The organism is Gilliamella sp. B3023 (assembly GCF_026536845.1).
Taxonomy (GTDB): domain Bacteria; phylum Pseudomonadota; class Gammaproteobacteria; order Enterobacterales; family Orbaceae; genus Gilliamella; species Gilliamella apicola_E.
On the sequence record NZ_JAFNNH010000001.1, the window covers coordinates 97319 to 119305 of the forward strand.

Consider the following 21987-nt stretch of genomic DNA (forward strand, 5'->3'; position numbering starts at 1 on the left):
GTGGTGATTCACCACCGATTTGTATTACATTGAGGGACTATAAATGTCTAAAGAAAAATTTGAACGTACAAAACCCCACGTTAACGTTGGTACAATCGGCCACGTTGACCATGGTAAAACAACTTTAACAGCAGCTATTACTTCTGTACTTTCTAAAAAATACGGCGGTCAAGCTCGCGCATTCGATCAAATCGATAATGCACCAGAAGAAAAAGCACGTGGTATCACCATCAACACTTCACACGTTGAATACGATACACCAACTCGTCACTACGCACACGTAGACTGTCCGGGCCATGCTGACTATGTTAAAAACATGATCACTGGTGCAGCACAAATGGACGGTGCTATTTTAGTAGTAGCAGCAACTGATGGTCCTATGCCACAAACTCGTGAGCACATCCTTTTAGGTCGTCAAGTAGGTGTTCCTTACATCATCGTATTCTTAAATAAATGCGATATGGTTGATGATGAAGAATTATTAGAATTAGTTGAAATGGAAGTACGTGAACTTCTATCTCAATACGATTTCCCAGGTGATGACACTCCAGTAATTCGTGGTTCAGCGTTAAAAGCGTTAGAAGGCGATGCAGCATGGGAAGAAAAAATTGTTGAATTAGCTGAAGCTTTAGACAGCTATATTCCGGAACCAGAGCGTGATATCGATAAACCATTCCTACTTCCAATTGAAGACGTGTTCTCAATTTCAGGACGTGGTACAGTGGTAACAGGTCGTGTAGAACGTGGTGTGATCAAAGTTGGTGAAGAAGTTGAAATCGTTGGTATCAAACCAACAACAAAAACAACTTGTACTGGCGTTGAAATGTTCCGTAAATTACTAGACGAAGGTCGTGCTGGTGAGAACGTAGGTGTATTACTACGTGGTACAAAACGTGAAGAAATCGAACGTGGTCAAGTATTAGCAAAACCAGGTTCAATCACACCACATACAGATTTTGAATCAGAAGTATATATCCTAAGCAAAGATGAAGGTGGTCGTCATACTCCATTCTTCAAAGGCTACCGTCCACAGTTCTACTTCCGTACAACTGACGTAACTGGTACTATTGAATTACCAGAAGGCGTAGAAATGGTAATGCCAGGTGATAACATCAAAATGACAGTATCATTAATTCACCCAATCGCAATGGCAGACGGCTTACGTTTCGCTATCCGTGAAGGTGGTCGTACTGTTGGTGCTGGTGTTGTTGCTAAAGTTATTAAATAATTTAAGCTTAATCAGCTCAAGAAAAGAAGGTGCACTATGTGCACCTTTTTTTATTGTTCTCAGTGTTAATTAAATAAGTTATAGTCGTTGATCAACTTATTTATCCAAACTGCATTTTATTTATTTTTGTCATATTATCGGCATAAATATGTATAAAAATACACTAAAAAAAGCCAAACAAAATATTATAAAAAATGACCTCAATTATATTGCAGTGTGCAATTGAAAAAAATAATAAATTTGGCATAACCACCTCTTAAAAAGAGAATACAATGACTAAACAGCCTTTTTTTGCTATAGTAATCACTATTTTATTTAACGTGGAATAATGAAAATCTATGGAATCGATACCTAATTGCCCTGTTTGCCAATCAGAACATACTTACCATGATGGCACATTTTATGTTTGCCCTGAATGTGCACATGAATGGGATCCAAATCAAGAAACCTCAACCAATGATGAATTACAAGTTAAAGATAGTAATGGCAATACACTTGTTGATGGTGATGATATTATTTTAATAAAAGATCTAAAATTAAAAGGTTCATCAACTGTTCTCAAAAAAGGAGCTAAAGCTAAAGGCATTCGTCTTGTAGACGGCGATCACGAAATCGATTGTAAGGTTGATGGAATGAAAGTAATGCTGAAAGCTTGTTTTGTTAAAAAAGCGTAATTGCATTAACCAATATTTAACTTATTTTATATAGATTAATGAAAAAATATCTTTAGTTAAACCTTTGTTAAAACCATTTAATAACAAAAAATTATTTAATGGTTTTACCATATAAATCAATTCACACAAAAATAAAAAATCCACGTTCGTCTAATACTTTTCGAGTATCCTTTAATAGACAAAATCCTTTATATATAATTTACTCAACAATGCTTGTTTTATCTTGATAGACAATTATAGCTTGTTTATTACTTATAGCTTTTAACGAAATAGATAATTAAAATTTTTCAATCATATTGGGGAATAGAAAAGCTTTACGAAGGGAAACTGTATAAAAATTTACCACATGTAAAGCATTAAAATGCTGCGCAGCAAAATTTGAATCGTCCATACTTGATACATATTTTATATTAGGTGATAAATCATTTTTTTGAAGTTTATTTATTATTTCCTCTACAGGTGCTAATGATATATCTAATTCATCAATAAGAACAACAAATGCCTTATTGATAATCTTTAAAACCTCTCAGCACGGTTATCGATTTTATGAATTTTTTATTCTGCACTAGCATGATTTTTTTCTCAAAAATCTACATTATTCTTTTTCTATAAGAAAAAACTAGCAAATCTCACTAAAATATGGTATAAAACGCGCGCTACTTTTCACATTCATTTTTCAAAAATATTTGTGAAATAAAGCACAAATTTTAAAACTTAATTAATGTTATAACACACACATATCATTACTCTTTTCCGGGGTGCCTTTTACTTTGCGTATTAAGGTCGGATAAAGCGGATATGTGGAGGCATAACCCCAACGTCAAAATGAGGAAATCATGACTACAGTATCAATGCGCGATATGTTACAAGCAGGTGTACACTTTGGACACCAAACTCGTTATTGGAACCCAAAAATGAAACCATTTATTTTTGGTGCACGCAACAAAGTACACATCATCAATCTTGAAAAAACAGTACCTATGTTCAATGAAGCATTAGCTGAATTAAACAAGATTGCTGCGCGTAAAGGTAAAATTTTATTTGTTGGTACAAAACGTGCTGCAAGTGAAGCAATTAAACAAGCAGCTGAAAGCTGTGGACAATATTACGTTAATCACCGCTGGTTAGGTGGTATGTTGACTAACTGGAAAACAGTACGTCAATCAATCAAACGTCTTAAAGATTTAGAAACACAAGCTAATGATGGTACATTTGATAAATTAACCAAAAAAGAAGCACTTATGCGTGCTCGTGAAATGGCTAAATTAGAAAATAGCTTGGGTGGAATTAAAAATATGGGTGGCTTACCCGATGTGATTTTTGTAATTGGTGCAGACCATGAACATATCGCAATCAAAGAAGCTAACAATTTAGGTATTCCAGTCATTGCTGTTGTTGATACTAATTCAGATCCAGATGGTATTGATTACATCGTTCCTGGTAATGATGATGCGATCCGTGCAATTCAATTATATGCAAATGCGGTTGCTGAAGCAGTTCGTTCTGGTCGTGAACAAAATCAATCTCCAGTATCTGAAGAAAGCTTTGTTGAAGAAGCTCCAGCAGCAGAGTAATAAACTCAAATATTTTCAGGGTCGATAATATCATCGACCCATTCTAATGAAAATCATCAAAATGGTTAAATAGAGGATTTAAAAATGGCTGAAGTTACCGCTTCTATGGTAAAAGAACTGCGTGAAAGAACTGGCGCAGGTATGATGGAATGTAAGAAAGCATTAGTTGAAGCAAATGGTGATATCGATCTTGCTATCGACAACATGCGTAAATCAGGTCAAGCAAAAGCAGCTAAAAAAGCTGGTCGTGTTGCAGCTGAAGGTGTAATCATTTCAAAAATTTCTGCTGATAAAAAAGTAGGTGTTATTTTAGAAATCAACTGTGAAACTGACTTCGTAGCTAAAGATGCTGGATTCTTAGCATTTAGTGAAAAAGTAGCAACAGCAGCTTTAAATGATCGAATCACTGATCTTGCAACGCTACAAGCAAAATTTGAAGAAGAACGTACTGCACTAGTAGCTAAAATTGGTGAGAATATTGGCATCCGTCGCATTAAAGAAATTGCTGGTGATGTAGTTGGTAGTTATCAACACGGCGCGCGCATTGGCGTTTTAGTTGCAGCTAATAATGGTTGTGATGAGGAATTAGTTAAACACATTGCAATGCACATTGCAGCAAGCAAACCAGAATATGTTGACCCAAGTGATGTACCTGCTGATGTGGTTGAACATGAACGTAATATTCAAATCGATATTGCAATGCAATCAGGTAAACCTCGTGAAATCGCAGAAAAAATGGTTGAAGGCCGTATGCGTAAATTCACAGGTGAAGTATCACTTACTGGTCAACCATTTGTAATGGATCCAAGTAAAACAGTTGGTGATTTACTTGCTGAGAAAAAAGCAACAATTGCAACATTTATCCGCTTCGAAGTGGGTGAAGGTATCGAAAAAGTCGAAGTTGACTTTGCAGCCGAGGTTGCTGCGATATCAAAACAATCTTAATTGTTTTTATCGAAACCGCCGTAATGGCGGTTTTGTTTATCTGCAAAATATTTTAAAATGATTGCCAGCTAGTTATTCTAGATTTTTAAGTAATAAAATATAGTGAGATTTCATATGGTAACCCCTTTCTATAAACGTATCCTTCTTAAACTCAGTGGTGAAGCATTACAAGGTGATGAAGGTTTTGGTATTGATCCAACCGTTCTTGATCGTATGGCACAAGAAATTAAAGAACTTATCGACATGGAAGTTCAGGTTGCTGTTGTTATCGGAGGTGGTAACCTATTTCGTGGCGCAGGACTTGCTAAAGCGGGTATGAACCGTGTTGTTGGTGACCATATGGGGATGCTAGCAACAGTTATGAATGGCCTTGCCATGCGTGATGCTTTGCACCGAATTGAAGTTAATGCACGTTTGATGTCGGCAATCCCATTAAACGGAGTTTGCGACGATTATCGCTGGACTGAAGCAATTAGCTTGCTTAAACATGGCAAAGTCGTTATTCTTTCTGCAGGAACAGGCAACCCATTTTTCACAACTGACTCTGCGGCTTGTTTACGTGGTATTGAAATTGAAGCAGATGTCGTTTTAAAAGCAACCAAAGTTGATGGTGTTTATTCTGCCGATCCAGTAAAAAATCCCAATGCTACACTATATAAAACACTTAACTATGAGAAAGTGTTGGATGATGAATTAAAAGTCATGGATTTAGCCGCATTTACATTAGCACGAGATCATAATCTACCAATTTGTGTTTTTAATATGAATAAACCTGGTGCATTACGTCGTGTCATTTTAGGCGAGCAAGAGGGAACATTAATCAATAATCAGACTACAGTGAGCTGTTAGTCTTAATTATTTAAAAAGGTTTTTATTATGCTAAATGAGATTCAAAAAGATGCGCAAACGCGCATGGAAAAAAGTATTGAAGCGTTTCAAAATCATATTTCTAAAGTCAGAACTGGACGTGCTTCACCAAGCTTATTAGACGGTATTATGGTTGAATACTACGGTAGTCCTACACCACTGCGTCAGCTAGCTAACGTTGTTGCTGAAGATGCAAGAACTCTAGCCATTACGGTATTTGATAAATCATTAACGCCAATGATTGAAAAGGCGGTTTTAACCTCTGATTTAGGACTTAATCCTGCTTCAGCAGGGACAGTTATTCGAGTACCTCTGCCACCGTTAACTGAAGAACGTCGTCGTGATTTAACTAAAATAGTGCGTAATGAAGCAGAACAAGGTCGTGTGTCAATTCGAAATATTCGTCGTGATGCTAACGATCAAATCAAAGCTTTGTTAAAAGATAAAGAAATCTCAGAAGATGACGAACGTAAATCACAAGATTTAATTCAAAAAGCAACAGATGCAGCTATCAAAAAATTAGATGCAGTGCTTGCAGATAAAGAAAAAGAGTTAATGGAATTTTAATCTCTAACGATTCTCTCGCCCAGTTAAAATAAAACTGGGCATTTATTTAATCATCTATTCCTGTTGTAACAATAAATTTTCTTGTTTCTCCACTTTTAAGCATAATCAAAGTCCCATTTTTTTTTGCAGCTAAAAAACCTTCAGGTCTACAAGTTGCGGGTAATATAAAAGCTGCAACTTTTTGATCTTTATTGTTTAATATCCAACGGGTACCATGATTGAATTGTTTTGTTGAAAAACGAGTTACAAAACATTTTCCTTGAGGAAGTTTCATATAAAATTCAGCAGAATTAGTATATTGATTTAAGTTATCTACTAAAAAAACGATTTCTGGATCATAAAAATCAGGTTCATTGAGTGTGGTTAAATTGGTTAATTTTTTAGTAAAATCTAGCCACTTCTCAGTAGGATGGACATGAGAAGGTATCGTTTTTCTTAGTTTGAAAGCATTGTCAGGTATATTTTGTTCCAGGATAGCATTATTGACATAAGCATAATTTAAATGACACATATATTGCAAAGGCATTTCAAATCCACTTAAATTTGTTACTTGCATCTTTATATCAAAAATAGCGCTATTAGCTTTTAGTGTTATTGACGGACGAGCAATATAATGAGCGCCAAAGCCCTTTATATATTCATATTCACCACAAATTGATAAGCTATTATTCTGTATTTCAATCCAAGCTTTACTTAATTTTGCACAAGCCATTTCGCCATGCATAATATGATTATCTTCTTCTGAAGGACAACCATTATTTAATAATCCTGAGTGAAATGCAAAACAACCATATGTATCAGTAATATCGTTACCATATTGAGGTTGACTAAACATGTTGTCCATTTTTAGAGATAATCCATCAAACTGCGCATCCCATATCATTTGACCATAATAAGGCAATACTGTAATGAAACCACGACTATTTTTAATCATTAGACATTCTATATCTGAATTAAAACGAGAGGTTGTAATAGTAAAATTTTCATTAGAATATAATTCTAATGGCACTTTTTGAAAAAGTTCTGGGATTAATGAAATTTTTGTAATCATCAGTTACTCCTAACAATTTATAATTTAGACTTTTCTTGTTTCAATTCAGTCCAAAAATAAATACCAACATAAATAAAGCAAATTAATGGAACGACAAAGGCAAATTGCATAGATCCTATTTGGTCTGAAACAATGCCTTGGATTGCTGGCATAATCGCACCACCAATAATTGACATAACAATAATTGCGCCCGCTGTTTCAGTAAATTTACTGTCTACAACTTCTAAAGTTTTTGCATAAATAGTTGCCCAGCAAGGTCCAAATAACACACTAACAAATACAGCGGCATACACTGCAGAAAAGTTCGGAATAAAAACTACGTAAGAGAGTGTAATACTTCCAAGTATAGAGTAAACAATAAGCACTTTAGTTGGATTGAAGCGCGTCATTAGAAAGTTAGCAATAAATTTCCCTATGAAGAAACATGCAAAACTAAAAATCATAAAATTAGAAGCATATCTCTCGTTTATATCCCCTAAATTTAAAGCTAATCTAATAGTGAATGACCAAACAGTAACTTGCATACCTACATACATAAACTGAGCTATAATTCCTTTTTTAAATCTATGGTTTGAAGCTAAATATTTTAATGTACTAGTTAAAGACTGTGATTTTAAATTACTTTTATCTTGTGATTTACAAGATGGATACTGTGTTAATAAGAATAGTAATAGAACAACAATAAGTACTAAAATAAGGTACTTATAAGGTTGAAGAGTATACTCAAGCATAGATAAACGGAATTCATGTATTTGCTCTGGACTCATATTAGACATCTGAAGTTCTAGACTTTCTCCTTCTTGGAAAACGAGATATTTCCCTAAAACAATACCAAGTAAAGCTCCGATTGGATAAAAAGTTTGACTAACATTTAAACGTAATGTAGCAAAATTCTTATTTCCAATCATAGAACTATAAGTATTTGCAGATGTTTCAAGAAAGCTTAAGCCGATAGCAATTGAAAAAATAGCAGCCAAAAACATTGTATAGGTTGCCATATGAGATGCAGGATAAAACATTAAGCAACCAATAATATAAAGAGTTAATCCTATTAAAATAGCTGTTTTATAGCTTGTTTTTTTTATAATAAGTGATGAAGGTATAGCAATGATAAAATAGCCGCCATAAAATGCACTTTGAACTAATGCACTAGCAAAATCACTTAGCGTAAATACACTTTTGAATTGAGTAATTAAAATATCATTTAAACTGGCTGCACACCCCCATAAAGGAAATAGACAAGAAAGTAATATAAATTGAAATATCGGTGTTTTGTCTAAGTAGCCATCAGGCATCTGGAAAATTTTATTTAATTTTATTATGCAAAATTTCATGATTTAAATCCTTAGGATAAAGAAGATAAAAATTCTTTAAATTGTTTATCATTTAAGTAAGAACTCTGAGTTCCCTTTCCTGTTACGCTTGTTGCAGAATATGCTGAGGCATTGTTTAAAGCTTTTATAATGTTTTTATTTTTTATATATTCACTAGCAAAACACCCAATAAAAGCATCTCCAGCACCACTTGTATCTACAGCATTTACTTTTATAGGATCAATGTAATGAATTTTATCTTTAGTCATCCATATAGATCCCCGGTGACCTAATGTAATAATTAAATTCTTCAATCCTTTATTTAAAAGAACTTTTCCAGCCTCGTAGATTTCATCTTTACTATTAATAGGCATATCAGTTAGTATTTCTAACTCTGTTTCATTTGGGATAAAAAAATCACATTTACAAACATATGAAATGTCGAGATTTTTTATAGCTGGAGCAGGATTTAATATTATTTCAATCTTATATTTAACTGCAAAATCTATAGCGGCATATACCGTTTCGAGAGGAACTTCTAATTGTAATATTATTAAACTACATTGCGCCAAAGAATCTTCTGCTTCTAAAATATCTTGTGGAAGTAAGTAGTTATTTGCACCTTTAATTATCAAAATTCTATTTTGTGAATTTTTATCAACAAAAATTGGAGCAACACCACTTGAAATATTTTTTACAGTTTTAACATATTGGGTATCAATGCCCATTTTCTTAAAATTTTGGATTGTATTTTGACCAAACAAGTCATCGCCAACTTTAGTTAGCATCATAACATCAGAACCTAATTTAGCTGCCGCAACAGCTTGATTAGCACCCTTACCTCCACAACCAATTTCAAATTCTGGTGCTTCTAATGTTTCTCCTTCTTTTGGTATTTGATCTGTATAAGTTATTAAATCAACCATATTAGAACCAATAACAGCTATTTTCATATTTATTTTCCTCCTATATTTTTTTTTATTTTATGTTATAATTACAACAAATTTAAACTAAAAATGTTATTATTGTGACAAATGTCTCGTTTATAAATTTTAATTTTATTTTTTTTTAATTTAACTATAACAATTTTAATAAATTAAGTTTAAAATTTAATGTTATTTAAATAACATTTCATAAAAATAATTTGAGGAAAATAATTATGAATTACGCTAACTATATTGATCATACATTACTTGCGATGAATGCCACTGAAGATCAAATTCGTAAACTTTGTGAAGAAGCAAAGCAGTATCATTTCTATTCTGTATGTGTTAATTCAGGCTATGTACCTTTAGTCACTAGCTTGCTTAAAGGTAGCGATGTAAAGGTTTGTTCAGTCGTTGGCTTTCCTTTAGGTGCTATGCTGACTTCAGCTAAAGCATTTGAGACTGAAATGGCAGTCAAAGTTGGTGCAGAAGAGATCGATATGGTTATCAATGTCGGCTGGCTAAAAAGCAATGATTTAACGGCGGTTAAAGAAGATATTCAAGCGGTATTTAATGCTTGTGGTTCAGTGCCGTTAAAAGTTATTTTAGAAACTTGCTTATTAACTAAAGAAGAAATCGTTACAGTTTGTACAATTTGTAAAGAAATTGGCGTTGCTTTTGTTAAAACTTCAACTGGATTTAGCTTATCAGGAGCAACAGTTGAAGATGTTAAATTGATGCGCGAAACAGTCGGTGATAAAATGGGTGTCAAAGCATCAGGTGGCATTAGAGATCGTCAAACTGCTGAAAAAATGGTTCAAGCTGGTGCAACACGGTTAGGCGCTAGTGCTGGTATTGCAATTGTATCAGGCGATAAAGCATCATCTAGCGGCTATTAATTCATCCTTTTATAAGCTACTATATTGTAGCTTATTGCTATTTATGGAATGGCAATGGAAACACAACCGCAAAAAAGAATTAATGCACTTATTGAGCAATTAAAAACTACCGATAAAATTCATTTAAAGCAAGCAGCGCAAATGCTTGCTGTTTCTGAAATGACAATTCGTCGAGATCTTAGTAATCAATCTTCATGTTTAGCTGTTTTAGGCGGTTATATTGTTAACCAAGCACGCCATACCATATCACAATATTTTGTTTCAGATCAGCAAGATAAGCATGTAGATGAAAAGCGTTATATCGGCAAACTAGTTAGCCAATTTGTTGATGAGAACGATACTATTTTTTTTGATTGCGGTACAACCATGCAATTTATCATTGATGAAATTAGTGATGATATTGCTTTTACTGCAATCTGCTATTCACTCAATGCTTTTCTAGCGTTACAAAACAAACCAAAATGTAAAATCATTTTATGCGGTGGGCAATATCAGCTTAATAATGCAATTTTTACCAATATTAGTTCCCATAATCCAATCGATTTTATCTGCCCAAATAAAGCTTTTATTTCGGCAGCGGGTATTGATCTCACTCAAGGTGCAACTTGTTACCATTTTGATGAACTGAATATGAAGCATCAGGCGATGAAAAAATCTAATCAAAATATTTTAATTGCCGATCATACTAAGTTTAATCAAGTTAAACCGGCTTTTATTTGTAACCTTGATCAGTTTAATTTGGTGATGACCGATAGAGCGCCGGATTTAGACTACGTCGCTTACTTTGAAGAAAATAACATTGGTTTAATTTATTAATTATGAAAAATATCGCAATTTTAGGTTCAACAGGATCAATCGGCTGTAGCACATTAGCCGTCATTCGGCAAAATCCAACTTTATACAAAGCTTATGTGCTAGTAGGTGGCGCTAATGTTGCAAAAATGACAGAGCAATGTCAGGAGTTTAAACCAAACTATGTTGCTATGGCGAGCAAACAAGCAGCGCAAGAGCTTAAAGCAAATTTAGCTAACCTAAAATTGAATATAGAAGTACTGAGTGGGGAGCAAGCTATGTGTGATTTAGCACAGCTTCCCGAAGTTAACCAAGTTATGGCTGCAATTGTTGGTGCTGCGGGATTAAGGCCGACTCTTGCTGCAATTAAAAAAGGTAAACGCATTTTACTCGCTAATAAAGAGTCATTAGTCACTTATGGGCATTTATTTATGCAAGCGGTGAAGCAATATGGCGCCGAGCTACTGCCGGTCGATAGTGAACATAATGCGATCTTTCAAAGTTTACCTACCGCAGTGCAGCATGATATAGGGTTTGCTAATCTGACTGATCATGGTATCGCCAAAATTGTGTTAACCGGATCTGGCGGACCTTTTCGGGAGCTACCGTTAAATCAATTAACTTCAGTCACGCCTGCGCAAGCGACTTTACATCCTAACTGGTCAATGGGTAAAAAGATTTCAGTTGATTCGGCAACGATGATGAATAAAGGCTTGGAATATATTGAAGCTCGTTGGTTGTTTAATGCTAGTTCTGAGCAAATGGAGATTATTGTACATCCTCAATCGATTATTCACTCGATGGTTCGTTATCTAGATGGCAGTATTATTGCAGAATTAGGCGTGCCAGATATGTGTACGCCAATTGCTTATTCAATGTCTTATCCATTACGTATTTCATCCGGTGTACCTGCTTTAGATTTTACTCAAATCTCATCATTAACCTTCAATCAACCCGATTTTATTCGCTATCCATGCTTAAAATTAGCCATTGAGGCTTGTGGTGAAGGGCAAGCGGCAACAACAGCGCTTAACGCTGCCAACGAAGTGGCAGTTGAAGCATTTTTACAGCAAAAAATTGGTTTTATGGATATTGCCAAACAAGTTGCAACCACGTTAGATCAACTTAATTTTCCGGAACCTGCCACTATTGATGATGTGTTCACTATTGATGCATGGGCTAGAGCACAATGTAGCAAACAGATAGTTTAAATGGCATTAAAGTGTTTTATACACTCGGCATGGCGTACCCATGGCAACGACATTTGAAGGGATATCTCGATCTACAATACTGCCTGCTGCAATAACCGTATTATCGCCGATAGTCACATTGGGTAGTACAATTACGTTACCACCGATCCAAACGTTATTACCGATCGTAATCGGTTTGGCAAACTCAAGCCCACTGTTGCGTATTTGGCTATCAAGTGGGTGACCTGAGGTATAAAAACCGCAATTGGGTGCGACAAGGACATTATCTCCGAATGTAATTTTGGCCGCATCAAGCATGATGCAGTTAAAATTAGCAAAAAAATTCTCTCCAATTTCAACATTGTAGCCATAATCACATTGAAAACCGGGCATAATTGTAAATTGCTTCGGTGTTTTACCTAATAGCTTTCTAAAAAGTTGTTGCCGTTTATCCACTGCTGAAGGTGATAGTTGGTTTAACTGAAAGCAGAGATCTTGTGCATAAATTCGCTCTTTTTCAAGCTCATTAATACAAGGATTATAAAGTAAACCTGTTAACATTTTCTCCTTTTCAGTCATTTTACTATCCCATCTGTTTTGCTATTAGTGCAGGATTATCACTAATAAATGATTGTAAAAAACCACTGTCTGGTAATGCCGTTAATGCACCTTTTTTAGTGGTAGCTAGTGCTCCGCATGCGCTGGCTATAGTCATCATACTTTCTAACATTAATTTATCCTCAGGCATACCTGATAAAGCAATACTGCTAAGTAATCCTGCAACAAATGCATCTCCAGCTCCAGTTGTATCAATGCTATTGACATGAAATGAGTCAAAAGTAAAAGTTTTACCTTGCCATAACACAATACTACCATCTCTGCCTTTGGTAACTAACTTAAGTGGTGCATTATAATGTTGTTGCAATTTATCGAGTGCTACATGCCAATCTTGGCTCTCAGTTAACCAAAACAACTCTTCATCAGAGAGTTTAAGAATGTCAGCATCATGACAGAATTGAGTGATAATTGTGCGCATTTCATTTTTATCTTGCCACATTTGTTCACGTAAATTGATATCAAAACTAATTAAACCATTTTTATCACTGAGTTTCTCAATAGCTTGTTTGAGCGTTTGTCGACAAGTTGTTCCAACTAATGCTAAAGAACAAAAATGAAGAATATCTTGATTAAAATCAGGAAGTGCTTGTTCTGACAAAAATTGATCGGCCGAAGGTGAAACAAGAAAGGTAAAACTTCGTTCACCATTTTCACCTAAATCAACAACAACAGTGCTTGTTCTATGCTCCTCATCCTTTTCAAGACTTTGGCAATCAACATGATGCTCACAAAAAGTCTTTTCCATGAAGTGACCAAATGGATCATTACCAACTCTACCAATAAAACCAGAGGGCAGTCCTAACTTAGCAATACCAATAGCAACATTTGCAGGAGCCCCTCCAGCACAGGCTCGGTAGTTCATTTCACCAAATGGTAATAAATCAATAACAGCATCACCAAGAGACCATACTTTTGTATTATTCATTTTGTCACTCATATTATTAATAGGTTAAATTTTTGTGTCATTACTATCTCAGCATACTCAAATTAATTCATTAAGCATTGATTAGCTGATGTATTGATAATCAATATTAACTATAAACTAAATCATTTATAAAAAAAATCATTGTTAACGTTAAAAATATGTGACTATCATCACATATTTTAACGTTTATTTCACCATAAGTTAACGTTAACAAAAAAATTAATGTAGTATGTAATCGTATTAACCTAACTCATGATAAAAGAAGGGAATGTTATGACAAATGCAATTGATAAAGCTAACCAAGCTATAAAAAAATTAGAAAAAGAAATGAATAAGCAATATTATCCTCATTTCCATTTATCACCTCAAGCTGGTTGGATGAATGATCCAAATGGCTTAGTCTATTATAAAGGACAATATCATGCTTTCTATCAACACCATCCTTATAATGAGAATTGGGGACCAATGCACTGGGGACATGCAGTAAGTGATGATCTTATTACATGGCGAAGATTACCAATTGCAATTGCGCCAGATCATGATTATGACAAGAGTGGGTGTTTTTCAGGTTCAGCTGTAGATAATAATGGCGAATTGAGCTTAATTTACACAGGCCATATCTGGTTAAATGGTCAAGGTAATGATGAACATATCCGAGAAACTCAATGTCTTGCCACAAGTAAAGATGGTATTAATTTTAAAAAACATGGAACTGTACTTACACCAAAAGAAGGGATTATGCATTTTCGTGATCCTAAAGTGTTTAAACAAAATGGTAAATGGTGGATGGTAGTTGGTCAGCGAGAAACCAATGATGTTGGTCAAGTGTTACTTTATCGTTCAACTGATTTAAAAGATTGGAAGTTTGAACAAGTTCTTATCAGTGATATCGATCCGAATGTTTATATGCTTGAATGTCCAGACTTTTTCCCATTAGGAGATAAATGGATATTAATGTTCTCACCACAAGGTATGCAAGCAAAAGGTTATCAATATCGAAATCGATTCCAATCTGGCTATATCGTTGGAGATTGGCAGCCAGGTAAGCCATTTTCAATAATCAAATCATTCCAAGAGATGGACTTTGGTCACGATTTTTATGCGCCACAATCATTCCTCGCAGCAGATGGTCGTCGTATTATGTTTGGTTGGATGGATATGTGGGAATCAAAAATGCCAAGTAAACATGATAAATGGATGGGAGCATTTACTTTACCACGCGAATTAATCCTAGATCGACAAAATAGAGTTCGTAATCGACCAATTAAAGAACTTGTGGCACTTCGCGAAAAACCACAATCATTAACTAATATTGAATTAAATAGTGAATTAAAAAATACCAAAATTGAATCAATTAGTTGTGAAATTAATGTTGAAATTGATTTAGTCAATAGTAATGCTGAACGTTTTGGATTACAACTTGCTGCGACACCAGATGGTAAGCAAGCAACCTTATTGTACATTGATCGGCAAGCTAACCGCATCATTCTAGACCGAAGTCTTTCTGGAATTGACTTAAAAGGTTATCGAAGTGTGCCATTACCAAAAACCAAAAAACTAACATTACATATTTTTGTTGATGCATCATCAGTCGAAGTTTTCATAAATAAAGATTTATATAGCCTCTCAAGCCGTATTTATCCTAAATTACCAGCAAAAAGGTTAATTAACTTATTTGCCGAAAATGGACAAGCAAAAATTACCAAATTAGATAGCTGGCAATTAAAATCAATTTATGAATAATTTATAAAAAAAAACCACCAACTAAGGTGGTTTTTTTGTTATAAAGATTCTCGTTCTAAATATGGTGATGGTATGTGAGTGATAGTTTTTTTACTTTCACTATTGATTATATGCAGAGCTGCTTTTTGACCTATTTCATAATGTGGTAATTGTACAGTAGTCAGTGAAGGATAAAAAAGTTCACCAGTACCAACCATATTGTCATAACCAAGAACCGCAACATCGTTGGGAATATGAAATCCTTTACCAAGTAAAAATTGATAAGCAACAAAAGCAATTCTATCGTTACCACAAATTAATACATCAAAATCTGGTTTTTTAACACAATGTTTTGCCAAAATTTCTATCGTCATCATATATTCTAGGGAAAGGTTTGCAGGTGACATTAAAGTATGATAACTCTTGATATCGTTTAAATCGTTGCCAGCATCTAACCATGCTTGCTCAGCAGCTTTACGCCTAATTTTACCCGCTAAAGTATTTTCTGATAAATAGATACATAATGGTTTTTTATATCCCTTATTTATTACATTCTGCATCGCTTGATATTGACCAGAATAATCATCAGGGATGTAACAAGCAAGCTGCTCAGAATCACTAATGCAGTTTGCTAATACCACATTTTTACCGAGCAATTTATCTGGCAGTTGAACTTTTCTTAACCCCATTGTTGTATAAATAATACCATTAGGTCGATAAGATAAAAGAGTATTAATCGCATGATCAGCATCTTTATCATCAAATAAATTAACAATAAACGTATTCCAACCATGTTGTTGAGCTGTTTTTTCTATTGCTTGAAGTAATTCAACTGAGAATGGCGTTGTCGCCGTTTCTAATGCCAGCACACCAATAGCATAAGGGCCAGAATTATCCCCTCGAATCTTTCGTGCAGATAAATCCGGCACATAATTAAGCTCCTCAATAGCTTTCTTCACTTTTTTATATGTTTCTTTATTGAGTTTGTCAGGATTATTGATTGCTCGAGAAACCGTCATCAATGAAACTGATGCCAATCTAGCAACATCCTTGAGTGAAGCCATAGTTGAATCCTTTTACTCACATTAAAAATAATAATAAATTTTAGCTTTGTATGATGATACCACAAATAAAAATGATAAAAAGTGTGAGGAAAGTAACATTTATGATAATTGGTTGTTTCTATTTTATTCCAATTATGACAATAATGTTAACATTAACATGTTAACGTTAAACTTCAACATAAAAAGAGAATGAAAATGAATATAGATATAATACAAAATAGAAATTATTGGTTCTCGTCAGGCTATCTTGTTACCTTTTATGCAGCATGGTCACTTTGGTGGTCTTTTTATGCCATTTGGCTCAAAAGCCAAATTGGTTTATCTGGTGAACAATTAGGGGTTGTTTATTCTGCTAACTCTGCTGCAGCCATGTTTTTTATGATTTTTTATGGCATTATCCAAGATAAATTGCAGATAGGTAAAGCGGTAATTACCTTCCAAAGTATTATCATGTTACTTATTGGCCCGTTTTTAATTTATGTCTATGAGCCTTTACTTCGAAATGATTTTATTTTGGGTGTCTGTATTGGAGCTCCAGTATTAAGTGCTGGTTTTATTTCTGGATGTGCTTTGATTGACTCTTTTATCGAGCGAATTAGTCGTCTATTTGGTTTTGAATTTGGGCCAGCAAGATTCTGGGGATCATTTGGTTATGCTGCTGCAACTTTTGTTGCTGGTATTTTATTTGGCATTAACCCTCACATTAACTTCTGGATGGCATCTGGCGTTGCAGCTATCTATTTCACCATCAATTTAGTTTTTAAACCTAAACAAGAGTCTTTGGCAAACGGTAAAACACAAGCCGTCATGGAAAAACCATCTATCCCTACCATGAGTGAAATTTTTTCACTATTTGGTATGAAAAAGTTTTGGTTATTTGTCTTTTTTATAATCGGTACTAATAGCTTTTATACCATATATGATCAGCAACTATTCCCAAATTTCTATACCAGCTTCTTTGATAAACCAGAAAGTGGCTATCAAGTTTATGGATATTTAAATTCTTTCCAAGTTTTTTTAGAAGCAGCTTGTATGATTTTAGTACCCTATTTTATTAATAAAATTGGTGCCAAAAAAGCTTTACTAGCAGCAGCGTTGGTAATGGTATGCCGAATCTCGTTATCTGCAACGTTAGATAATGTTTATCTAATTTCATTAGTTAAACTTTTCCACGCAATTGAAACACCACTATTTATTTTAGCGGTATTTAAATACGCTGTAGCCAACTTTGATGCGAGACTATCATCCACACTATACTTAGTTGGATTTAACATCTCATCAAATGTAGGTGTTATTGTATTGTCATGGATTGTAGGTAAGTTATTTGATAAAACAGGATATTCAACTACTTTCTATGTGCTAGCAGCAATAGTATTTGTCATTTTATTTATTGCAACATTTACTTTAAGTGACAATAAACAAAAAACAGAAAAATAGCCATCATTCTTAAATGTTGTAAAAATGGGAACAAATTGTTCCCATTTTATAATATCTATAGAGAAAGCTTGCTTCTATTCTTAGTTTGCGAAACAATATAAATTGTTGAGACTGACGTTTAAATCTATATAGGTACTTGGTGTGAATACAAGCAAAAAAGTGGTTAAACCGGACATGTTATGGCAGACAATCCGAGAAGAAGCATCAAAGCTCGTTGAAAGTGAGCCAATGTTAGCAAGCTATTTCCATGCAACTTTACTTAATCATGAAAATTTAGGTAGTGCATTAAGTTATATTTTAGCTAACAAGCTTGCAACCCAAGTTGTACCGGCAATTGAGATTCGAGAAATTGCTAGACAAGCTTATCAAGCAGATAACAACATAATCAATGCCGCGATTACCGATATACTTGCTGTTTACATTCGAGATCCAGCAACCAATTACTATTCCACACCGCTACTTTATTATAAAGGTTTTCTTTCACTACAAGCTTATCGAATTGCACACTGGCTTTGGAAACAAAACCGTAAATCACTAGCAACTTTTTTACAGAGTCAAATTGCTATTGTATTTGGCGTTGATATCCATCCAGCAGCTAAAATTGGCTGTGGTGTTATGTTTGACCATGCAACAGGGATAGTCATTGGTGAAACCGTAGTTATTGAAAATGATGTTTCTATTTTACAATCAGTGACATTAGGTGGAACCGGAAAAGAAAATGGCGATCGTCATCCTAAAATTCGTGAAGGAGTAATGATTGGTGCGCACTCAACGATTTTAGGAAATATAGAAATAGGTAAAGGAGCAAAAATTGGAGCTGGTTCAGTCGTTTTAGAGCCTGTTCCTGAACATACAACAGTAGCTGGTGTTCCTGCTAAAATTGTTGGTTGTCCTGATTGTGATAAACCAGCTTTAAACATGGATCAAGATATCTAATTTTTGAAAAATGATTCCGTTGTTCAATGACAACGGAATACATAATGTAGTTGAAAATTACGACGGAGAACTAAGATTTACATCCATAGTTGGGTAAGGAATATTAATGCCATTTTCAGTTAGTCCATTTTTAATATTCTCAAGTAATACAGCTTTTACTGGTCCATAATTAGCATTTAACGTCCAGACTAAAACATTAAAATTCATGGATGAAGCATCCAGCAAATCCAAACGTATAATCGGTTCTTTACTCGTTAAAATATTATCAGTTTTATTTACAGCTTCTCTTAATACTTTATAAACTTTCTGAATATCAGAATCATATCCCACATTAACAACTATATCTAAACGTCTTTCTGGCAAACGAGTATAGTTAATAATATTTGCACTAACCACTTGTCCATTTGGAATGACGACCATTTCATTCGTTGGCGTGACAATAGTTGTTGAAAAAATTTGAATCGAATCAATAACACCTTGCTGATTATTAATAATGACTGTTTCACCAACTCTAAATGGGCGAAAGATAATTAAAATGACACCAGCTGCAAAATTAGACAACGAACCTTGCAGAGCTAAACCTACGGCTAAGCCGGCGGCACCAATTACCGCAACAATTGATGCGGTTTGCACACCAAGTTGACCTAACACGGCAACTAGCGTCATAACAATAATGGCATAATAAGATAAAGAACTAACAAATTTAACTACAGTCGGATCGACATGGCGATTAGTTAAAATTCTTCTTAATTGACGAGCAACAAATTTAGCAATTGTTCGACCAATTAAAAAAATAAGAATGGCAAAACAAAAATGAGCAATATAACTGATTACTACGCCATCATATTTCTCAATAAACAACCAAATCTGGTTTACTATATTTTCAAAACTCATGAAATTATCCTCTGTAAAAATAACAGAAATAGTTAATTGAATAATTGCGATTAAATTGGTTTAAACTAACTGTTTTGCTAATAAAGCCCAACGGGTTTCAAAGTTTGTTGTTGGTAGATATTTAAAACCAGAACGGGAATAACGAGCCATCATTCCTTCGCAAAAAGCAAGTAACTGACTAGATAAAATACGTTCATCAGTGGTAAAGGCCACACCTTCACGGATTTTTCTTTCTCGTATAACTTGCTTTATCTGCGTTTCGATACGTTCAAATAATTGACTGATTCGTTCTTGCAATTGGTCTTGCTCAAACATTAACGCATGGCCAGTCATAATCCGAGTCAACCCAGGATTCTTTTCAGAAAAACCAAGGATTAAAGCCAAAATAAGTTGAAGCCGCGTAAATGTTTTTGGTTCATCTTGCAAAATCACATTGATGCGAGAAAGCAAAATGTCTTCAATATAAACGATCAAACTTTCAAACATTTTAGTTTTACTTGGAAAATGCCTATACAATGCCGCTTCAGAAACACCAACAGTTGCAGCTAATTTAGCAGTAGTTATTCGTTGTGTTCCCTCATTGGATTCAAGCATTGTTGCTAATGCTTGAAGTATATCTTCTTTACGATTTTTATTTTTGCTACTCACGATTATTTCTTACCTGAATGCCCAAATCCACCTTCGCCACGCGCTGATTCGATAAAATCATCAACAATATTAAATTCTGCTTGCACGACTGGCACAATAATTAATTGAGCAATACGATCACCTGGCTCAATAACAAATGGGTTTTGACTTCGGTTCCAAAGGGGAACAAACAACTGTCCTTGATAATCGGAATCAATTAAACCGACTAAATTACCAAGGACAATACCATTTTTTGAACCAAGGCCTGAACGAGGTAATACTAATGCAGCTAAACTAGGGTCAGCAATATGCATTGATAATCCGGTTGGGGTTAAGATTGTTTCGCCTGCTTTGATTTCGGTTGTTTTATCAAACATCGCTCTTAAATCAATACCTGCGGAACCTTCAGTTGCGTAAGTTGGCAGTGGAAACTCGTTACCTAAACGTTTATCTAATACTTTTATATCAATTTTTCTTTTCATCATGACTCGCTTTATATCGTGTTATAACTGCTTGAAGTAATTCTTTTGCTAATTCTTGCTTATTGCTTAATGGTAACGTTTGTTCACCATTTTGCCAATAAAGGGTTAATGCGTTTTGATCAGAATTAAAGCCTATTTTCTTGTCAGACACATCATTAGCACAAATCAAATCTAAGTTCTTAGTGGTTAATTTTTTAAGGGCATAAGCCTTTATGTTATTGGTTTCAGCGGCAAAGCCTACAACAAACGGACGTCCTTTCTTTAATGAAGCAATGTTGGCAACAATATCAGGATTTTTAACTAATTTAATAACAAGTTCATTACTATCATCGGTTTTTTTAATTTTTTTCGTGGCAATAGTTTCAGCTCTATAATCAGCAACAGCAGCACAAGAAATAAAAATTGATGATTTTTTAGCAAACTTTAATGCCACATCATACATCTCATTAGCACTTTTTACATTAATGCGATTCACATTATTTGGAGTTGCTAAATTAACTGGGCCACTGATTAAGTTTACTGTTGCTCCAATTTCAGCCGCTGCCTGAGCAATAGCATAACCCATTTTACCTGAACTGTAATTACTGATATAGCGTACCGGATCAAGCTCTTCAATGGTTGGGCCTGCAGTAATGGTAATCTCGGTTCCAGCAAGTGTTGACGTTGCTGAAAAATACTTCTCAACATGCTTAGCAATAGTTGCAGGTTCAACCATTCGCCCTGGGCCAAAATCACCACAAGCTTGAAAGCCATCATCAGGACCCCAAATTAAGGTATTTCGCGAAGCTAATGTCGCTAAGTTCTGTTGAGTTGCAGCAGCTTTATACATCTGTTGGTTCATAGCTGGCGCTATGGCAATTTTAGCTGGTGTTGCAAGACACACTGTTGATAAAAGATCATCAGCAATACCATTTGCCATTTTCGCAATGATATTTGCCGTAGCGGGAGCAATTAATACCAAATCAGCCCATTTAGCTAATTCAATATGACTCATCGATAGTTCAGCAGAAGGGTCAAATAAATCACTTGATACCGTATTACCAGACAATGCTTGCAATGTCATTGGCGTGACAAAATGGCTCGCTGACTCAGTTAATACCACATGTACCTGCGCACCTGCTTTTTTTAGATGGCGGACAAGATCAGGGCATTTGTAAGCAGCAATGCCACCAGTTATCCCTAATAAAATATGTTTACCAGATAGACTCATGATCTCGTTATTCTCCGATCCCAATTAAAGGCGATATATTACCATA

22 protein-coding genes are annotated in these 21987 nt (G+C 34.7%); 12 read left to right on the top strand and 10 right to left on the bottom strand.

The window, feature by feature from the left end; all coding sequences use genetic code 11:
• Nucleotides 1–43 precede the first annotated feature (43 nt).
• The 6 genes from tuf to frr all read left to right on the top strand — a co-directional run bounded on the left by tuf (nt 44) and on the right by frr (nt 5855).
• Complete coding sequence (gene tuf, locus J3U16_RS00510; protein WP_065733704.1) at nt 44–1228, top strand: elongation factor Tu; 1185 nt, start codon at nt 44–46, stop codon at nt 1226–1228.
• 338 nt (nt 1229–1566) lie between these two features.
• The gene (locus J3U16_RS00515) at nt 1567–1902 is read left to right on the top strand and encodes a zinc ribbon domain-containing protein YjdM (protein ID WP_065733703.1); all 336 of its coding nucleotides are present in this window, start codon (nt 1567–1569) and stop codon (nt 1900–1902) included.
• An 836-nt stretch (nt 1903–2738) separates the two neighbouring features.
• Complete coding sequence (gene rpsB, locus J3U16_RS00520) at nt 2739–3476, top strand: 30S ribosomal protein S2 (RefSeq protein ID WP_034882419.1); 738 nt, start codon at nt 2739–2741, stop codon at nt 3474–3476.
• An 84-nt stretch (nt 3477–3560) separates the two neighbouring features.
• Entirely contained in the window at nt 3561–4421 is an 861-nt protein-coding gene (tsf, locus tag J3U16_RS00525; RefSeq protein ID WP_267330774.1) for a translation elongation factor Ts, read from the top strand.
• A gap of 114 nt (nt 4422–4535) precedes the next feature.
• Complete coding sequence (gene pyrH / locus J3U16_RS00530) at nt 4536–5270, top strand: UMP kinase (protein WP_065562695.1); 735 nt, start codon at nt 4536–4538, stop codon at nt 5268–5270.
• 27 nt (nt 5271–5297) lie between these two features.
• A complete protein-coding gene (gene frr / locus J3U16_RS00535; RefSeq protein ID WP_324169844.1) occupies nt 5298–5855 on the top strand; it encodes a ribosome recycling factor in 558 nt (185 codons plus the stop codon).
• A 46-nt stretch (nt 5856–5901) separates the two neighbouring features.
• On the opposite strand, the gene J3U16_RS00540 is transcribed toward frr, so the two are convergent.
• From J3U16_RS00540 to rbsK, 3 genes are read right to left on the bottom strand one after another with little or no spacing between them, the layout of a single operon-like run.
• Complete coding sequence (locus J3U16_RS00540; protein ID WP_267342332.1) at nt 5902–6906, bottom strand: aldose 1-epimerase family protein; 1005 nt, start codon at nt 6904–6906, stop codon at nt 5902–5904.
• Between the two features lie 17 nt (nt 6907–6923).
• Nucleotides 6924–8240, bottom strand: a complete 1317-nt coding sequence (gene fucP / locus J3U16_RS00545; protein WP_267330776.1) for an L-fucose:H+ symporter permease — start codon at nt 8238–8240, stop codon at nt 6924–6926.
• Between the two features lie 11 nt (nt 8241–8251).
• On the bottom strand, nt 8252–9172 hold the full coding sequence (gene rbsK, locus J3U16_RS00550; protein ID WP_267342333.1) for a ribokinase: 921 nt from the start codon (nt 9170–9172) through the stop codon (nt 8252–8254).
• Between the two features lie 200 nt (nt 9173–9372).
• On the opposite strand from rbsK, the gene deoC reads away from it, so the two are divergent.
• From deoC to ispC, 3 genes are read left to right on the top strand one after another with little or no spacing between them, the layout of a single operon-like run.
• Nucleotides 9373–10044, top strand: a complete 672-nt coding sequence (gene deoC / locus J3U16_RS00555) for a deoxyribose-phosphate aldolase (RefSeq protein WP_416380737.1) — start codon at nt 9373–9375, stop codon at nt 10042–10044.
• 54 nt (nt 10045–10098) lie between these two features.
• Nucleotides 10099–10860 carry a DNA-binding transcriptional repressor DeoR gene (gene deoR, locus J3U16_RS00560; protein ID WP_267342335.1) on the top strand — a complete coding sequence of 254 codons (762 nt, stop codon included), beginning with the start codon at nt 10099–10101 and terminating at the stop codon, nt 10858–10860.
• A 2-nt stretch (nt 10861–10862) separates the two neighbouring features.
• Complete coding sequence (gene ispC / locus J3U16_RS00565) at nt 10863–12047, top strand: 1-deoxy-D-xylulose-5-phosphate reductoisomerase (RefSeq protein ID WP_267342337.1); 1185 nt, start codon at nt 10863–10865, stop codon at nt 12045–12047.
• Between the two features lie 6 nt (nt 12048–12053).
• Here the strand turns inward: ispC and J3U16_RS00570 are convergent, their stop codons facing one another.
• Nucleotides 12054–12605, bottom strand: coding sequence for a sugar O-acetyltransferase (locus J3U16_RS00570; protein ID WP_267342338.1), 552 nt, complete (start codon nt 12603–12605; stop codon nt 12054–12056).
• Nucleotides 12606–12609: 4 nt separating this feature from the next.
• Entirely contained in the window at nt 12610–13569 is a 960-nt protein-coding gene (locus J3U16_RS00575) for an aminoimidazole riboside kinase (RefSeq protein ID WP_267332234.1), read from the bottom strand.
• Between the two features lie 273 nt (nt 13570–13842).
• Between J3U16_RS00575 and J3U16_RS00580 the strand changes: the two genes are divergently transcribed.
• Nucleotides 13843–15312 (top strand): glycoside hydrolase family 32 protein, encoded by a 1470-nt coding sequence (locus tag J3U16_RS00580; protein ID WP_267342340.1) that lies wholly within the window; start codon nt 13843–13845, stop codon nt 15310–15312.
• 38 nt (nt 15313–15350) lie between these two features.
• On the opposite strand, the gene J3U16_RS00585 is transcribed toward J3U16_RS00580, so the two are convergent.
• Complete coding sequence (locus tag J3U16_RS00585; protein WP_065733694.1) at nt 15351–16355, bottom strand: LacI family DNA-binding transcriptional regulator; 1005 nt, start codon at nt 16353–16355, stop codon at nt 15351–15353.
• 195 nt (nt 16356–16550) lie between these two features.
• Here J3U16_RS00585 and J3U16_RS00590 point away from each other — a divergent pair, with 195 nt between their 5' ends.
• Together J3U16_RS00590 and cysE are read left to right on the top strand one after the other, a co-directional pair.
• Nucleotides 16551–17792, top strand: a complete 1242-nt coding sequence (locus J3U16_RS00590) for an oligosaccharide MFS transporter (protein ID WP_218059968.1) — start codon at nt 16551–16553, stop codon at nt 17790–17792.
• 174 nt (nt 17793–17966) lie between these two features.
• A complete protein-coding gene (gene cysE / locus J3U16_RS00595) occupies nt 17967–18728 on the top strand; it encodes a serine O-acetyltransferase (protein ID WP_065562771.1) in 762 nt (253 codons plus the stop codon).
• Nucleotides 18729–18785: 57 nt separating this feature from the next.
• On the opposite strand, the gene J3U16_RS00600 is transcribed toward cysE, so the two are convergent.
• From J3U16_RS00600 to coaBC, 4 genes are read right to left on the bottom strand one after another with little or no spacing between them, the layout of a single operon-like run.
• Nucleotides 18786–19622 (bottom strand): mechanosensitive ion channel domain-containing protein, encoded by an 837-nt coding sequence (locus J3U16_RS00600; protein WP_065562705.1) that lies wholly within the window; start codon nt 19620–19622, stop codon nt 18786–18788.
• Nucleotides 19623–19682: 60 nt separating this feature from the next.
• Entirely contained in the window at nt 19683–20270 is a 588-nt protein-coding gene (gene slmA / locus J3U16_RS00605) for a nucleoid occlusion factor SlmA (protein ID WP_255305725.1), read from the bottom strand.
• 2 nt (nt 20271–20272) lie between these two features.
• On the bottom strand, nt 20273–20731 hold the full coding sequence (gene dut, locus J3U16_RS00610) for a dUTP diphosphatase (protein ID WP_065733692.1): 459 nt from the start codon (nt 20729–20731) through the stop codon (nt 20273–20275).
• Nucleotides 20715–21944, bottom strand: coding sequence for a bifunctional phosphopantothenoylcysteine decarboxylase/phosphopantothenate--cysteine ligase CoaBC (gene coaBC / locus J3U16_RS00615; protein WP_416379951.1), 1230 nt, complete (start codon nt 21942–21944; stop codon nt 20715–20717). The genes dut and coaBC overlap by 17 nt, the downstream gene beginning before the upstream one ends.
• Nucleotides 21945–21987 lie beyond the last annotated feature (43 nt).

Bases quoted from the DNA above. Each gene is read 5' to 3' on its own strand.
- tuf (WP_065733704.1), top strand. From the start codon at position 44: ATGTCTAAAGAAAAATTTGAACGTACAAAACCCCACGTTAACGTTGGT.
- J3U16_RS00515 (WP_065733703.1), top strand. From the start codon at position 1,567: ATGGAATCGATACCTAATTGCCCTGTTTGCCAATCAGAACATACTTAC.
- rpsB (WP_034882419.1), top strand. From the start codon at position 2,739: ATGACTACAGTATCAATGCGCGATATGTTACAAGCAGGTGTACACTTT.
- tsf (WP_267330774.1), top strand. From the start codon at position 3,561: ATGGCTGAAGTTACCGCTTCTATGGTAAAAGAACTGCGTGAAAGAACT.
- pyrH (WP_065562695.1), top strand. From the start codon at position 4,536: ATGGTAACCCCTTTCTATAAACGTATCCTTCTTAAACTCAGTGGTGAA.
- frr (WP_324169844.1), top strand. From the start codon at position 5,298: ATGCTAAATGAGATTCAAAAAGATGCGCAAACGCGCATGGAAAAAAGT.
- J3U16_RS00540 (WP_267342332.1), bottom strand. From the start codon at position 6,906: ATGATTACAAAAATTTCATTAATCCCAGAACTTTTTCAAAAAGTGCCA.
- fucP (WP_267330776.1), bottom strand. From the start codon at position 8,240: ATGAAATTTTGCATAATAAAATTAAATAAAATTTTCCAGATGCCTGAT.
- rbsK (WP_267342333.1), bottom strand. From the start codon at position 9,172: ATGAAAATAGCTGTTATTGGTTCTAATATGGTTGATTTAATAACTTAT.
- deoR (WP_267342335.1), top strand. From the start codon at position 10,099: ATGGAAACACAACCGCAAAAAAGAATTAATGCACTTATTGAGCAATTA.
- ispC (WP_267342337.1), top strand. From the start codon at position 10,863: ATGAAAAATATCGCAATTTTAGGTTCAACAGGATCAATCGGCTGTAGC.
- J3U16_RS00570 (WP_267342338.1), bottom strand. From the start codon at position 12,605: ATGACTGAAAAGGAGAAAATGTTAACAGGTTTACTTTATAATCCTTGT.
- J3U16_RS00575 (WP_267332234.1), bottom strand. From the start codon at position 13,569: ATGAATAATACAAAAGTATGGTCTCTTGGTGATGCTGTTATTGATTTA.
- J3U16_RS00580 (WP_267342340.1), top strand. From the start codon at position 13,843: ATGACAAATGCAATTGATAAAGCTAACCAAGCTATAAAAAAATTAGAA.
- J3U16_RS00585 (WP_065733694.1), bottom strand. From the start codon at position 16,355: ATGGCTTCACTCAAGGATGTTGCTAGATTGGCATCAGTTTCATTGATG.
- J3U16_RS00590 (WP_218059968.1), top strand. From the start codon at position 16,551: ATGAATATAGATATAATACAAAATAGAAATTATTGGTTCTCGTCAGGC.
- cysE (WP_065562771.1), top strand. From the start codon at position 17,967: ATGTTATGGCAGACAATCCGAGAAGAAGCATCAAAGCTCGTTGAAAGT.
- J3U16_RS00600 (WP_065562705.1), bottom strand. From the start codon at position 19,622: ATGAGTTTTGAAAATATAGTAAACCAGATTTGGTTGTTTATTGAGAAA.
- dut (WP_065733692.1), bottom strand. From the start codon at position 20,731: ATGAAAAGAAAAATTGATATAAAAGTATTAGATAAACGTTTAGGTAAC.